Source organism: Mesorhizobium sp. 113-1-2 (genome assembly GCF_016756475.1).
Lineage (GTDB): Bacteria > Pseudomonadota > Alphaproteobacteria > Rhizobiales > Rhizobiaceae > Mesorhizobium > Mesorhizobium loti_C.
This window is the reverse complement of the sequence record NZ_AP023242.1, coordinates 2,034,935-2,048,577: the sequence shown is the minus strand read 5'-3', so window position 1 is coordinate 2,048,577 and position 13,643 is coordinate 2,034,935. Positions and strand designations below refer to the sequence as shown.

Annotated in this window: 14 protein-coding genes; 9 read left to right on the top strand and 5 right to left on the bottom strand. The window is 65.8% G+C overall.

Annotated elements, in window-relative coordinates; translation table 11 throughout:
• Positions 1–17 precede the first annotated feature (17 nt).
• From JN279_RS09830 to JN279_RS38185, 7 genes are all read left to right on the top strand, one after another.
• A complete protein-coding gene (locus JN279_RS09830; protein WP_202352635.1) occupies positions 18–1,628 on the top strand; it encodes an ABC transporter substrate-binding protein in 1,611 nt (536 codons plus the stop codon).
• A 273-nt stretch (positions 1,629–1,901) separates the two neighbouring features.
• A complete protein-coding gene (locus tag JN279_RS09825) occupies positions 1,902–2,888 on the top strand; it encodes an ABC transporter permease (RefSeq protein ID WP_096450409.1) in 987 nt (328 codons plus the stop codon).
• Positions 2,885–3,715: an ABC transporter permease gene (locus JN279_RS09820; protein WP_096450411.1), complete on the top strand. Its 831-nt coding sequence runs from the start codon at positions 2,885–2,887 to the stop codon at positions 3,713–3,715. Before JN279_RS09825 ends, JN279_RS09820 begins: the two co-directional genes overlap by 4 nt.
• A complete protein-coding gene (locus JN279_RS09815; RefSeq protein WP_274608677.1) occupies positions 3,712–4,722 on the top strand; it encodes an ABC transporter ATP-binding protein in 1,011 nt (336 codons plus the stop codon). The genes JN279_RS09820 and JN279_RS09815 overlap by 4 nt, the downstream gene beginning before the upstream one ends.
• Positions 4,719–5,498, top strand: coding sequence for an ABC transporter ATP-binding protein (locus JN279_RS09810; protein WP_096450413.1), 780 nt, complete (start codon positions 4,719–4,721; stop codon positions 5,496–5,498). The genes JN279_RS09815 and JN279_RS09810 overlap by 4 nt, the downstream gene beginning before the upstream one ends.
• Entirely contained in the window at positions 5,495–5,812 is a 318-nt protein-coding gene (locus JN279_RS38190) for a hypothetical protein (RefSeq protein WP_244734495.1), read from the top strand. Before JN279_RS09810 ends, JN279_RS38190 begins: the two co-directional genes overlap by 4 nt.
• Positions 5,809–5,994 (top strand): hypothetical protein, encoded by a 186-nt coding sequence (locus tag JN279_RS38185; RefSeq protein WP_244734493.1) that lies wholly within the window; start codon positions 5,809–5,811, stop codon positions 5,992–5,994. Before JN279_RS38190 ends, JN279_RS38185 begins: the two co-directional genes overlap by 4 nt.
• Positions 5,995–5,997: 3 nt before the next feature.
• Here the strand turns inward: JN279_RS38185 and JN279_RS09800 are convergent, their stop codons facing one another.
• The 4 genes from JN279_RS09800 to JN279_RS09785 all read right to left on the bottom strand — a co-directional run bounded on the left by JN279_RS09800 (position 5,998) and on the right by JN279_RS09785 (position 10,192).
• Positions 5,998–6,753, bottom strand: coding sequence for an ATP-binding cassette domain-containing protein (locus JN279_RS09800; RefSeq protein ID WP_096450415.1), 756 nt, complete (start codon positions 6,751–6,753; stop codon positions 5,998–6,000).
• A complete protein-coding gene (locus tag JN279_RS09795; RefSeq protein WP_096450417.1) occupies positions 6,746–7,807 on the bottom strand; it encodes an ABC transporter permease subunit in 1,062 nt (353 codons plus the stop codon). Before JN279_RS09795 ends, JN279_RS09800 begins: the two co-directional genes overlap by 8 nt.
• Before the next feature lie 93 nt (positions 7,808–7,900).
• Entirely contained in the window at positions 7,901–8,878 is a 978-nt protein-coding gene (locus JN279_RS09790; protein WP_096457947.1) for an ABC transporter substrate-binding protein, read from the bottom strand.
• Positions 8,879–9,292: 414 nt separating this feature from the next.
• Positions 9,293–10,192: a sugar-binding transcriptional regulator gene (locus JN279_RS09785; protein ID WP_096450419.1), complete on the bottom strand. Its 900-nt coding sequence runs from the start codon at positions 10,190–10,192 to the stop codon at positions 9,293–9,295.
• Between the two features lie 275 nt (positions 10,193–10,467).
• Between JN279_RS09785 and JN279_RS09780 the strand changes: the two genes are divergently transcribed.
• A complete protein-coding gene (locus JN279_RS09780) occupies positions 10,468–11,376 on the top strand; it encodes a tagatose-bisphosphate aldolase (RefSeq protein WP_096450421.1) in 909 nt (302 codons plus the stop codon).
• 84 nt (positions 11,377–11,460) lie between these two features.
• Entirely contained in the window at positions 11,461–12,906 is a 1,446-nt protein-coding gene (locus JN279_RS09775; protein WP_244734491.1) for an ROK family protein, read from the top strand.
• A gap of 5 nt (positions 12,907–12,911) precedes the next feature.
• Here JN279_RS09775 and JN279_RS09770 read toward each other — a convergent pair whose 3' ends face one another.
• Positions 12,912–13,586: a GntR family transcriptional regulator gene (locus JN279_RS09770; RefSeq protein ID WP_096450425.1), complete on the bottom strand. Its 675-nt coding sequence runs from the start codon at positions 13,584–13,586 to the stop codon at positions 12,912–12,914.
• Positions 13,587–13,643 lie beyond the last annotated feature (57 nt).

Below are 13,643 nucleotides of genomic sequence, written 5' to 3'. Positions count from 1 at the left end.
GAGGACGGAGTTCGATCATGTCAGGTTTCACGATTTCCAGACGCAAAATGCTTGCCGGCTCGGCGATGCTGCTCGCCTCCACCGCCATGCCGACATTGGGCTGGGCGCAGACACCGAAGAAGGGCGGCCGGCTGGTGCTCGCCGCCGATTCCGAGCCGCGCAACCTCAACCCGGCGATCGTCGCCTCCAATGGCGTCTTCTTCATCTCCAGCAAGATCGTCGAGACGCTGGCCGAAGCCTCCTTCGACGGCAAGGACGGGCTTGCGCCACGCCTGGCGCTGAGCTGGGAAGGCGCCGCCGACGGGCTCTCCGTCACCTTCAAGCTGCGCGAGGGCGTGAAATGGCATGACGGCAAACCGTTCACCTCGGCCGACGTCGCCTTCTCGGCGCTGCAGGTCTGGAAGCCGCTGCAGAATCTCGGCCGCACCGTGTTCAAGGATCTGGCCAGCGTCGAGACGCCTGACGAACTCACGGCCGTGTTCAAATTTGGCAAGCCGACGCCGTTCCAGCTGATCCGCAACGCGCTGCCGGCGCTGTCGAGCGTCGTGCCGAAGCACATCTATGAGGTCGGCGAGATCGAGGACAACCCGGCCAACACCGCGCCAATCGGCACCGGTCCGTTCAAGTTCGGCGAGTACAAGGCCGGCCAGTATTACCGGCTGACGAAAAACACCGACTATTGGGGCAAGGACGAGCCTTATCTCGACGAGATCATCTACCAGGTGCTGCCCGACCGCACATCGGCCGCCAGCGCGCTGGAAGCCGAGGAAATCCAGCTCGCCGCCTTCTCCGCCGTGCCGCTGGCCGACCTCGACCGCATCTCCAAGGTGCCGGGCCTGAAGGTGATCACCAAGGGCTATGAGGGGCTGACCTATCAGCTCGTCGTCGAGATCAACCATCGCCGCAAGGAACTGGCCGATCTGAAGGTGCGCCAGGCGATCGCGCACGCTATCGACAAGGACTTCGTCGTCAAGACGGTGTTCCTCGGCTATGCCGCGACCGCCACCGGCCCGGTGCCGAAGAACGATCCGCAATTCTACACCGCCGACGTCCCGACCTATGCCTTCGATGTCGCCAAGGCCAACGCCCTGCTCGACGAGGCCGGCTACAAGAAAGGCGCTGACGGCAAGCGCTTTTCGCTCAAACTTTTGCCGGCGCCCTATTTCAACGAGACCAAGCAGTTCGGCGACTATCTGCGCCAGGCGCTCGCGGCCATCGGCATCGACGCGCAACTGGTCAACAACGACTCCGCCGCGCACATCAAGGCCGTCTACACCGACCACGCCTTCGATCTCGCCGTCGGCCCGCCGGTGTTCCGTGGCGACCCGGCGATCTCGACCACCATCCTGGTGCAGAGCGGCATTCCCGACGGCGTGCCGTTCTCCAACCAGGGCGGCTACAAGAACGACGCGCTCGACGCGCTGATCGCCAAGGCCTCGGAAACGCTCGACACATCGGCCCGCACCGACCTCTACAAGGCGTTCCAGAAGGAGGTGGCCGCCGACCTGCCGCTGATCAACGTCGCCGAATGGAGTTTCATCAGCGTCGCGCGTGATACGGTGGGCAATATTGCCAACAACCCGCGCTGGGCCGTGTCGAACTGGGCGGACACGTATCTGGAATCGTGACACGTTTGCGCGGATGAAAGTTCGCGAAGAAATCGGTGGTGAGACATGGCCTAAGGCCGAGTTTCGTCACACCCCCCTCTGTCCTCCCGGACATCTCCCCCTCAAGGGGGGAGATCAGCAGCTTGTCTGTCCCGCGAATTCTTCAACGTTGAACATTGGCGAAGCCAAAAATGACAGCCAATCTCCCCCCTTGAGGGGGAGATGTCCGCCAGGACAGAGGGGGGCACTCACGCGCGACATTTCCTTTAGTCGTCGCGCACCGCCGACGCCCCCATGACCCGCGCCCTGATCCTTCTCCGTCGCCGTCTCGCCGGCAGCGTCTTCGTGCTGTTGATCGTCGTCATCGGCACTTTCCTGCTGCTCGAAGCAGCCCCCGGCGACGCCGTCGATGCCTATATCGTCTCGACAGGCGGCGATGCCGGCATGATCGAATTGCTGCGCCATCGCTGGGGTCTCGACCAGTCGGAGCTGACGCGGCTGGCCAACTATCTCTGGGCGCTGCTGCATCTCGATCTCGGCCAGTCGGTGACCTTCTCCAGGCCAATCCGCGACGTGATCCTCGAACGCCTGCCCAACACGCTGCTGTTGATGGTCAGCGCCACCGCGCTGTCCTTCGGGCTCGGCTCGGCACTCGGCATCTATGCCGGCGCCAGGCCCGGCAGTTTCCGCGACCGCTTCCTGTCGATCGGCTCGCTGGCGCTTTATGCCGTGCCGGGTTTCTGGCTTGGCCTGGTGCTGATCGTCGTCTTCGCCGTCGACCTGCGCTGGCTGCCGATCGGCGGTATCGAAACCTTGGCCTCGGACAAGGCCGGCCTCGACCGCGCCGCCGACATCGCCATCCATCTCATCCTGCCGGTGGCCGCACTCGGCTTCATCTATCTCGCGCTCTATCTGCGGATGATGCGCGCCGGCATGGCCGAGGTCTGGCGGCAGGATTTTGTGCTGGCCGCCCGCGCCAGGGGGCTTTCGCGCCGCCGCATCGTGCTCGCCCATGTCGCCCGCAATGCGCTGCTGCCGCTCATCACCATGCTCGGCCTGCAATCGGCGCAGATGCTTGGCGGCAGCGTCGTCATCGAGAGCGTGTTTTCCGTGCCGGGCCTCGGTCGGCTGGCGCAGGAAGCGGTGGCTTCGCGCGACACGCCGCTGCTGCTCGGCATCATTCTGGTCAGCGCCGTCCTGGTCATCGTCATCAACCTGCTCGTCGACATCGCCTATGCTTTCCTCGATCCGCGCGTCGGCGCCAATGAGGCCGGCGCATGAGCCCGCTGCGCCGCTTTCTGCGCACGCCCGAGGCGGTCGCCGGCGCGATCCTTCTGGCCGCACTGATAGCGATGGCGCTCATCGCGCCGCTGCTTTTCCCCGGCGATCCACAAGCCATTGCTGGACCGGCGCTGCTGCCACCGTTCCGGGACTGGTCGCTGCCGCTCGGCACCGACCGGCTCGGCCGCGACGTGCTGGCCGAACTGTTCCATGGCGCTCTTACCTCGCTTGCCGTCGGGCTGGCGGCAGCGGCAGCGGCACTCGCCATCGGCGCGGTGGTCGGCACGCTGGCCGGCTTTGCCGGCGGCCTCGTCGACGAGGTGCTGATGCGCATCACCGATGCTTTCCAGACCGTGCCGAGCTTCCTGCTGGCGCTGGCTTTCGTCAGCGTTGTCGGGCCGTCGCTCGGCGTCGTCGTTGCGGCAATAGCGCTTGGCACCTGGACGGGGCCGGCGCGAATTGCCCGCGCAGAAGTCCTCTCCATCCGTGAACGCGACTATGTCGCCAGTGCGCGTGCCATCGGCATGCATCCGCTGGAAATCGCCTTTCGCGAGGTGCTGCCCAACGCCTTGCCGCCAGTGCTGGCAATGTCGTCGGTGATCGTCGCCGCCGCGATCCTCACCGAGGCGGCGCTGTCCTTCCTCGGCCTCGGCGACCCCAACCGGGTCACCTGGGGCGGGATGATCGCTGAAGGCCGCGCCGTGCTGCGCACCGCACCCTTCCTGTCGATCGTCCCGGGCATCGCGCTGGTGCTGACCGTGCTCGGCGTCTATCTGGCCGGTGAAGGCATCGTCGAGACGACAGCGGTCAGGAGAGGCCTTTCGTGACGATGCTCGCTTCGATCCGCGACCTGACGGTGACCTACCGCCGCGACGGTCGCGAAGTGGCGGCACTGAAGGACATCAGCTTCGATATTGCGGCTGGCGAGCGCCTGGCCATTATCGGCGAAAGTGGTTCAGGGAAAAGCACGCTGGCGCTGGCGATTGCCGGGTTGCTGCCGGCATCGTCCGGGATCGATGGGCGCATCGATTGGTTTTCGCAAACACAGCCAACCTCGGGTGCCCAGGCGCCCCCCTCTGTCCTGCCGGACATCTCCCCCACAAGGGGGGAGATCGGCAGCTCCGTCGCCGGCACTCCCTCTGCAGCGTTGGAGATTGGCGAAAGCGGTGGCGACAGCGCAATCTCCCCCCAAGTGGGGGAGATGTCCGGCAGGACAGAGGGGGGCGCCGTAGAGCGCCAACTTCGTCATTTTCGCAGTGGAACGCCCCTCCTCGGCCGCGACATCGGCTTCGTCTTCCAGGATCCCTCCGCCAGCCTCGACCCGGTGATGACCATCGGCAAACAGATCGCTGAAGTCGTCCGCACCCATCTCAGCCTCTCATGGCCGCAGGCATTCAGCAAAGCCAAAATCCTGCTCGAACGCGTCCGCCTGCCCGACCCGGACTCCGCCCTGCATGCCTTCCCGCATCAGCTGTCCGGCGGCCAGAAGCAGCGCGTGGCGATTGCCGCGGCCATCGCAGCGGGACCGAAACTGCTGATCGCCGACGAGGCGACCAGCGCGCTCGACACCATCGTGCAGGCCGAGATCGTCGCCTTGATCCGGAGGCTGGTGGCCGAGGATGGCATGACGCTGCTGTTCATCAGCCACGACATCGCGCTGGCCGCCGAACTCGCCGAGCGCATCGCCGTGTTTCGCCACGGCCGGCTGGTCGAGCTTGGCACGACGGCGCGGATTGTTGGCGCCCCAACCCAAGCCTACACACGCACCTTGCTCGACGCCCATATCGGCCTCGACGCCGCGCCATTGCTGAACCGGACTGGGCTCCCCGCATGAGCCTGCTCGCAGTATCCAACCTCACCAAACGCTACCGTCGCGGCGGCAAGACCATTGCTGCCGTCGACGATGTCTCTTTTCACATCGAGCCCGGTGAAACATTGGCGCTGGCCGGCCCCTCCGGCAGCGGCAAATCGACGATCGCCCGGCTGGTGCTGCGCCTGATCGAGCCGGACGCCGGCCGCATCGACTTCGAAGGTGATGATTTCCTGGCCTTGCGTGGCGCTGCCCTGCGCGCTCGCCGCGCGCACCTGCAAATGGTGTTCCAGGATCCACTTGCCGCCTTCAATCCGCGCGCCTCGGTGGCGCGCGTACTCGACGATCCCTTGCGCATCCATGGTATCGCCTCCCGCGCCGAGCGCCCGCGCCGCATCGCCGCCTTGCTCGAGCGCGTCGGCCTGACGGCCGATCTCGCGCCGCGCGCCATCCATGAAATCTCCGGCGGGCAGCGGCAGCGTGTGGCCATCGCCCGCGCCATCGCCACGAAACCGTCGCTGATCGTGCTTGACGAGGCGGTATCGGCGCTCGATGTCTCGGTGCGCGGACAGATCCTCGACCTTTTGCTCGACCTGCAAAGGCAGGAGCGGATCGCCTATCTCTTCATTTCGCATGATCTCGGCGTCGTCCGTGCCGTCGCCCACCGCGTCATCCTTCTCGACGCCGGGCGGATTACCGAAAGCGGCGATGCCCGCACCGTCATCGACGCCCCACAATCGGCCATCGGCAGAGCGCTGGTGGCGGCAGCACCCAGGCTCATTCGACAAGAGGCATCATGACCGACCCCGAAACCAGAGCCGAAAAGCTGTCGCGTGAACTCGATTCCGCCTTCCGCAACCGCGCCGATCTCTACCGCCTGTTCCTCGAAGAACTGACCGGAGAGCTGGGCGCCGAAAGGGCCGAGACGATCATGATCCGCGCCATCGAGCAGCGCGGCAAGGAAGTGGCAGCGACCGCCTTCGCCAGCTTCGGCGCCAACGATGCGCGCGCGATCGGCGAGGCCTTCCTGGCGATCAGCCCGGATGGCGGCCTGATGTATCCGACCGACGTCAAGCGTGGCGACGACCGCATCGCCTTCAACGTTGCCCGTTGAAGGACGCCTGGGTCGGGGCCGGCGTAGGCGACGAAAAGCTCGCCACGCTCTGCCGCATCGCTGGCGCCTTCGACCGCGGCCTGTTCGAGGCGACCGGCGTGCGTTTCGACAATGTCACCTGGACCCCGGGCCACGGCTCCGGCTGCTGCCACATCGCCCTGACGAATCGGGACGCAGCTTAGAAATCAGCCGCCGACCATCAGCTTGACAACTTCGTCATGGTTGGTCTCGGAGATCTTGCGCTCGCCGGCCTGGACGCCTCGCCGCAGCACGACGATGCGGTCCGATACGGCGAAGATGTCCTGCAGATTGTGCGAGATGAAGATCACGCCGCGCCCCTGCGCCTTGAGCTGATGGATCAGCGAGATCACCTTGCGCTGCTCCGGCACGCCAAGGGCGGCGGTCGGCTCGTCCATGATCAGGATCTGCGCGTCCCAATAGACGGCGCGGCCGATAGCGACGGCCTGGCGCTGGCCACCGGAGAAATTGCTGACCGGGGCCTCGAGCCGGCTGACATGGAAGTCCAGCCGGCCCATCGTCGCCTTGGCGGCCTCCGCCATGGCCTTGCGGTCCAGCACCGGCAGGAAGCCGAACGCCTTGCGCATCGGTTCGCGGCCAAGAAAAATGTTGGCGCCGATCGATAGATTGTCGGCGAGAGCCAGATCCTGGTAGATCGTCTCGATGCCCTTTTCGCGCGCTTCCTGCGGCGTCGCGAACGTCACCGGCTGGCCTCGCAGCAAGATCTCGCCGCCGGTCGGCTGGAACACCCCCGATATCGCCTTGATCAGCGTCGTCTTGCCGGCGCCGTTGTCACCGGCCAGCGCCACCACTTCACCCGGCCGCACGGCCATGGAGAAGTCGTTGAGCGCACGCACGGCGCCGAAGTGCTTCGACAGATTGCGGACTTCCAGCAAGGGGCCGTTCTGGTTGGTGCTATTCATCCTGACGGGCTCCACTGAACCGGCGCTGCGCCTGGTCGATAAGGACGGAAATGATGATGACGACGCCGACGGCGATGAACTGCCAGAACGGTTCGACATTGACGAAGACCAGCCCATACTGGATGACCGCGATCACCAGCGCGCCGGCCACCGTGCCGAAGATGGTGCCGGAGCCACCAAACAGGCTGGCGCCACCGATCACCACCGCCGCGACGCTGTCGAGCAGCAAGGGCTCGCCGGCCTGCGCCGCACCCGCGGTGAAGCGCGCGGCATAGAGCGCGCCGCCAAGGCCGGCGCACATCGCCGACAGCACATAGAGCCGCAATATGTGGCCCCTGATGTCGATGCCGGCGCGCCGCGCCGCCTGCACATTGGCGCCGATGGCATAATTGTGCTGGCCGAACCGGGTCTGGCTGAGCAGATAGTGCATCGCGATGACGAAGATTGCGGTGATCAGCACCAGATAGGGCACGCCATAAAACCTGCCGTTGCCGAGCAGAGCGAACCAGGAGTTCTGCACCGGCACCGTGGTGCCGCCGGCAAGCAGAAAGGCGGCGCCGCGCGCGACGCCAAACATGCCGAGCGTGCCGATGAAGGGCGGCACTTTGAGCCGCGAGATCAGCAGGCCGTTGATGACGCCAGGCACGCCGGCAACGATCACCGAGGCGAGGATGCCGGCCAGCATGGCCAGCGGCAGGGGAATGGCGGCGCCCGCCATGTTGGTGGCATGCGCTGCAATGACGGCGGCAAGGCCCATGATAAAGCCGAGCGAGAGATCAATGCCGCCCGAAATGATGACGAAGGTCTGACCGGTCGCCAGCAGCAGCGGCGCCACGGCGAAGATCGCGATGGACTGCAGGTTGAACGGGTTGAGCACGAAGGTCGCGCCGAAGGCGAGCCGCGACCAGATCTCGAAACAGATGAGCAGGCCGGCGAGGAACAGCCAGGCGCGCCCTTCGGCGATGCGTGCGACCAGGCTCCTGGCCGGATCGCCATGATCGGCCTGAGGGGCGACATGCTTCTCGGCAGGCTGGGCTGGTGATGTCGAGGTCATGGATACTCCGCGGCGCCTTCAAACAGGTCTCGACTGGCGAGGACCTAGTGCAGCTCCTCCCGGCGGACCGGGAGGAGCAAAGCAGGTCTGGGCTTACTCGGAGTAGAGATACTTCGAGATGTTCGGATCCGCGATGTTGGACTTGTCCATGATCGTGAAGCCGGTGCCGATGGTGACCGGGATCGAATGACCAGTCAGATGAGCATAGGCCGAGACGACGCCGTAATAGCCGATCTCGGCCGGATGCTGGGCGATCGCCACGTCGACCAGCCCGGTGTTGATGTTGTCGACGATGCTGGTCGGAGCATCGAAGGCGACAACTTTGACGGTGCCCGTCTGTCCGGCCTGCTTGACGCCGTTGGCCGCACCCAGCGCCGAGAACAGATTGGCGCCGAAGACGCCGACCAGGTCGGGATTGCGGGCGAACACCGCCTGCAGCTGCGAGGCCGCCTTGTTGGCGTCGTCGTCATTGAACTGGGTCTCCAGCACGGTGATGCCCGTATGCTTGGCCATCTCCTTCTTGAAGCCCTCTTCACGCTGGTCGGTGGTCGAGATGCCGGGCTTGACGTTCGACACATAGACCTTGCCCTTGTCGCCAATGGCGGTGGCAAGAGCGCGCGCGGCGATCTCGCCGCCAAGCACATTGTCCGACGCGATATAGGCCAGCGGGAAATCGGCATCGCCGGCACCGGTCTGGTAGACGCCGCTGCCGATGAAAGTGTCGACGGTGATGACCGGGATGCCGGCGTCATTGGCCTTGCGCAGCGGCTCGACCAGCTGAACCTTGTCGGTCGGCGCGATCAGGATCGCGTCAGGCTTCTTGGCGATGACCGCGTCAAGCACCGGCACCTGGGTGACCGGGTTGAAGTCCGGCGCGCCCTGGAAAACCAGGTTCACGCCGAGCGCGTCGGCGGCCGCCTGGGCGCCCTTGCGCATGGTGATATAGAAGCCGTCGGTGGTCAGGCCCGGAATGAGCGCAATGGTGTATTTCTTGTCCTGCGCCTGCGCGGGCGCCATCAGCACCGTCGCACTGACGGCAAGCGCCGCGAGTGCGGCAACAATCTTCTTCATGACATCCTCCTCATTGTTGGCAGATCTGCCGTTGCAAGTGACATTGGAATGGCCGCCATCCGTGCGGATGCCGACGGCCGGGAACGCCTGTTTGCCTTTCGCGGGCAGCTCCTCCCAAGCGCCCTCCAGTCGATATGTCAGCCGGTCAGCCGACCGGCGCACCTGGCCACAACCCCGTTCCTCCGCCTCCGCGAGGGCCGGCAAACTGTGCCCGACGCCTCGCCTTGCCGGCGGGCGCTCGAACTTGTAACACTTTGCAGAAATAAATTGCAACCCGGTTTTTCCGAGCTGACAGCGCCGGGCTTTTCACACCGTGCAACATCCGACTGCTCCGCAGAGCCCCCAGTCAACTATCGCCCGGGGCTTTCAGCGGCACAACTGGTTTTCGCGGGCAGCATCCTGCCCGTTCCATGGCTACGCGAGCGCCGTGAGGATGGCCTGCGCCGTCTTGGTGTCCGTCACCAGCGTGTTGATGAGGCCGGCGCGAACGGCGGCAATGATTGCCGTCGCCTTTTCCGGCGAAGCGGCAAGGCCGATAACCAGCGGCACGGCGCGCAGCTGCGCCGGCGACATGGCGATCATCCGGCTCTCCCCTTCCCAGGCGATCAGCGCCCCCTCGGCATCGAAGTAATGGCGAAGCACGTCGCCGGCGGCATGAACCAATGCCTGCTCGCTCGGCGTGGCGGCACTTGCCTCGGGGGCATTGATGGCATGCGGCAGACCGATGCCGACGATCGCGACATCGGTCCTCTCCCACAAAGCGACGGCATCGCGGATGGCGGCGTCGCGCAGGAAGACCTCGCGCAATTCGGTGGAGGGCAGATAGGGCGCGTGGATGAAATGCGGCGTGCCGCCGAACTCCTCGGCGGCGAGCCGCACGAATTCGTTGACCTGAAAATGCGCCGCCTGCTGCTGCATGCCGCCGGTGGCGGCCACGGTCAGCACGCCCGGCATGCGCGGCAGGCCGGCCCGGATCACCTCGCGCACGGCGCGCCCCCAACCGATGGCGACGACGGAGCCAGCCACCAGCTGTGCCTGCCTGAGCAGCCCGCCAAGCGGTGCCGCCAGCGCCGCCAGCGTGCCCGCCGCCGGCGTCTCGACCACAGCGGCATCCCGCAATTTCAAGCCATCGATCAACTGCCGGGTGATGTCCTCCGGCGTTGCCAGGTCGAGAACCTCGATGCGGACGATGCCCTCGGCCCGCGCCCGCTGCAGCAGACGCGAAATCGTCGCGGTTGAGACACCGAGCCGGCGCGCGATATCGACCTGCGACATCTCCTCCACATAATGCAGCTTGGCTACCGTGTGCAGCATCGTCCGCGATGCGGTCGCATCCTGGATGGGGGAAACAGACAGCTTGCAATTCCTTTCAGCAACGTGTTACACACGTATACGCCGACGGGAGTTATCGCGCAAATCCAGCCAACTCGCAATGTGTGGTGGCTTCCAGGCCGCAGGGTCGGCGAAGCGCTTTCCTCGAGGGCGATGGCGCATCACGGCTTCCCGCCGGCAGGGCGGGCAGGACTGAACATTGTTGTTTCCACGGGATCCGCGCCCTCCGCGAGAGAGCGCCAACATCGGATGAGACCATGACCAAGATGACCACCGCGGAGCTGCGCGGCTATCAGCAGATATGCGGCAAGGACGGGGCCATGGTGGCCATTGCCTGCGACCAGCGCGGCGGCATGCGGACCTTGCTGGCGTCGGACCCTGCGGAACAGGCCAAGATCACCAACGACATGCTCGGCGACACCAAGGCCGACATCACGCGCTACCTCGCCAGTGCCGCGTCCTGCGTGTTGCTCGACCCGCTCTGCGCGGTACCGCGCATTGTCGACGAGGGCGTCTTGAACCGCGATACGGCGCTGCTCATCGGCCTCGACGCTTCCGGTTTCGACGTCTCGCCCGAGGGCTACCGCCTGTCACGCCTGGTTCCCGACATCGACGCGCGGCGTGTCCGCGCGCTGGGCGGCACCGGCGGCAAGATCATGGTGTATCTGCGGGCCGACAAGCCTGAAGCCAATGAGCACAACATCGCCATCCTGCGCCAGTGCATCGCCGATTTCGGCCAGGAGGACCTGCTGCTGGTCGTCGAATTCCTGACCTACCAGCTCGACGGGGAAAGCCCGGAGGACTATGCGGCCAAGACGCCATGGCTTGTCGAAGAAGGCACCAGGATTTCGCTGGAGTGCGGCGCGAAGGTGTTGAAGCTCCCCTACCCCGGAACGCCGCAAGCCTGCGCCAACATCACCAAAATGGCCGGCGACGTGCCGTGGGCCGTGCTGTCGGCCGGCGTCAACCACGCCACCTTCCTTGGCCAGGTCGAGATCGCCATGCAGAACGGCGCCTCCGGCGTCATTGCCGGCCGCTCGCTGTGGAAGGACTGCATTTCGCTCGACCGTGACATCCAGCGCGAAAGGCTTAAGACCATCGCGGTGCCGCGATTGCGTGAGATCCAGGCCGTGATCAGGCACTACCGGCAGAAAGCCGCTGCCTGATAATCTGCGTTAGACGAGAGCTATTCCGGCAAAAGTGTGAAGCGGTTTGCGTCCGGAATTGCGTGAAGACAAATGCAGGACGCCATGCCTCTCAGCATAGGAATAGACATAGGCGGCACCAATCTGCGTGCCGCCCGCATTTCCCGCACCGGTGAAATCCTCAAGCGCGTTTCCGAAAAAAGCGCGCCTGACCCGGAGTTGGTGCTCGGCCGCATCGCCGACATGGTGCGCCTTCTCGACACGCCTGACGTGAAGGCCATCGGCGTCGGCGTTCCGGGCCGCGTCGATGCGCGGCGCGGCGCGGTCCTGTCGGGCGGCTATGTCAACCTCGCCTCGGTTGCGCTGGCGCAGCGCCTGGAAGACATGACAGGCAAGCCTGTCATCATCGACAATGACTGCAACATGGCGCTGGCCGCCGAGATGGCGCTCGGCGCCGGGCGCGGCCACGCCAACATCGTCATGTTCACCATCGGCACCGGCATTGGCGGCGCCGTCGCTCAAGATCGGCGGATCACGCGTGGTTCGGCAACGGCGGGCCAGCTCGGCCACATCACTGTCGACGTCAATGGCGAGGTCTGCGCTTGCGGCCGCCGCGGCTGCGTGGAGACCACCAGTTCGGGCACGGCGCTCGGCCGTCACATTGCCCGCGCCGGGCTCGGCGCCGACATTTCGGTCGACCAGCTCTTTGCCCGCGATGCAACGGGCGACACCCAGGCGCGCGGCATACTGGATGCCTGGGCGAAACCGTTGCGTGCCGCCATCGACACCGCCGTTGCCATGCTCGCTCCCGATCTGGTGCTGCTCGGCGGCGGCCTTGGCCGCACGGCCCATGCTGCACTCGACCAGGCCCCGGCGCTGGCGCCCTGGTATCAATGCCAGGTCGAAGCAGCACAACTCGGTGACGACGCCGGTGTGATCGGCGCAGGCCTGCAGGCACTGGCGGCGGAGCCGCACGCGGTTCCGGCTTCACCCACGGCCCAGTCCAGCCGCCCGCGGCGCGCCGTGCTCGTCAACGGCATTCCCGCCAGTGGCAAGAGCACGGTCTCGCGCGGCATCGCCGATCGCATGGGCTGGCCGCTGCTGGCGCTCGACACGATCAAGAACCCGTTCCTCGAAGTGCTCGGCGGCGGCGACCGCCTGTTCAATCGCACGCTCGGCCGCGCCAGCTACCAGGCGATCTGGTCGGTTGTCGGCGAAGCCCCGCCCGGCACCACCGTGGTCGTCGATGCCTGGTTCGGCTTCCAGCCGCGCGAGGTTCTGGAGGATCATCTGCGAAAGGCCGGCGTCGAACAGACTTTCGAAATCTGGTGCCACGCGCCCGGCGAGGTGCTTGCCGAGCGCTACGGCGCCCGGCTCGACCAGCGTCCGGCGGGCCATCCCGGTGCGGCCTATATCCCCGAACTGATCGAGCTTGCCAAGCGCGCCGAGCCGCTGCGGCGCGGACCGCTCTTCGACGTCGACACAACGAAATCGATCGACTTCGATGCCATCACGGCCTGGCTGCGAGCCGTCATGGCCGGCGGCGCGTAGGCAGTCTATGCCGGCGGCCGCAACGCAGTGCGGGCGATCTGCCAGGCCGATTCGACATGCCGCCGCGCCGCGGCTTCCGCCTCTTCCGGCTTGCGAGCCCGGATCGCAGACATGATCTCGTTCATCTCGGCGATCGCCGCTTCGCGCCGGTTGGCGGAGACAATGGTCATCGAACGAAGCTGGTTGATGCGGACATTCAGCCCGCTGACGATTTCCCAGGCGACGCGCTTGTCGGCGGCCTCGAACAGCGCCTCGTAGAACTTCGTCGTCGCCCGCATCACCGCCGGCGGCGCTCCTGACGCCCAGGCCTCGAACAGGTCCGCCAGGGCGCGCTCGAGCGTCGCCAATTGTTCGCTGGTCGCCGACAGGGCGCAGGCGCGGGCGGCAATGCCTTCAAGCAGTGCTCTCAGTTCATAGATCTCGTCGGTGCGGCCAAGGTCGGGCCTTGCCACCGCCGGCCCATGCCCAGGGATCATCTGCACGAGGCCCTCGGCCTCCAACTGCCGCAGAACCTCGCGCACGACGGAACGGCTGACGCCAAGCTGATCGCACAGCGGCCGCTCGACCAGCCTTTCGCCGGGCTGGAAATGGAAATCCATGATCGCCTCGCGCATGCGCTCCAGCGCCAGCGTTCTCAAAGTCTTGGCGCTGCGGTCGATGCGAAGCGTGTCGTCTGGCATGTCTTGCCTCCTGCGCCGCCACGAAAACAGATTCCATACCCGGTTGACAAGGTACTT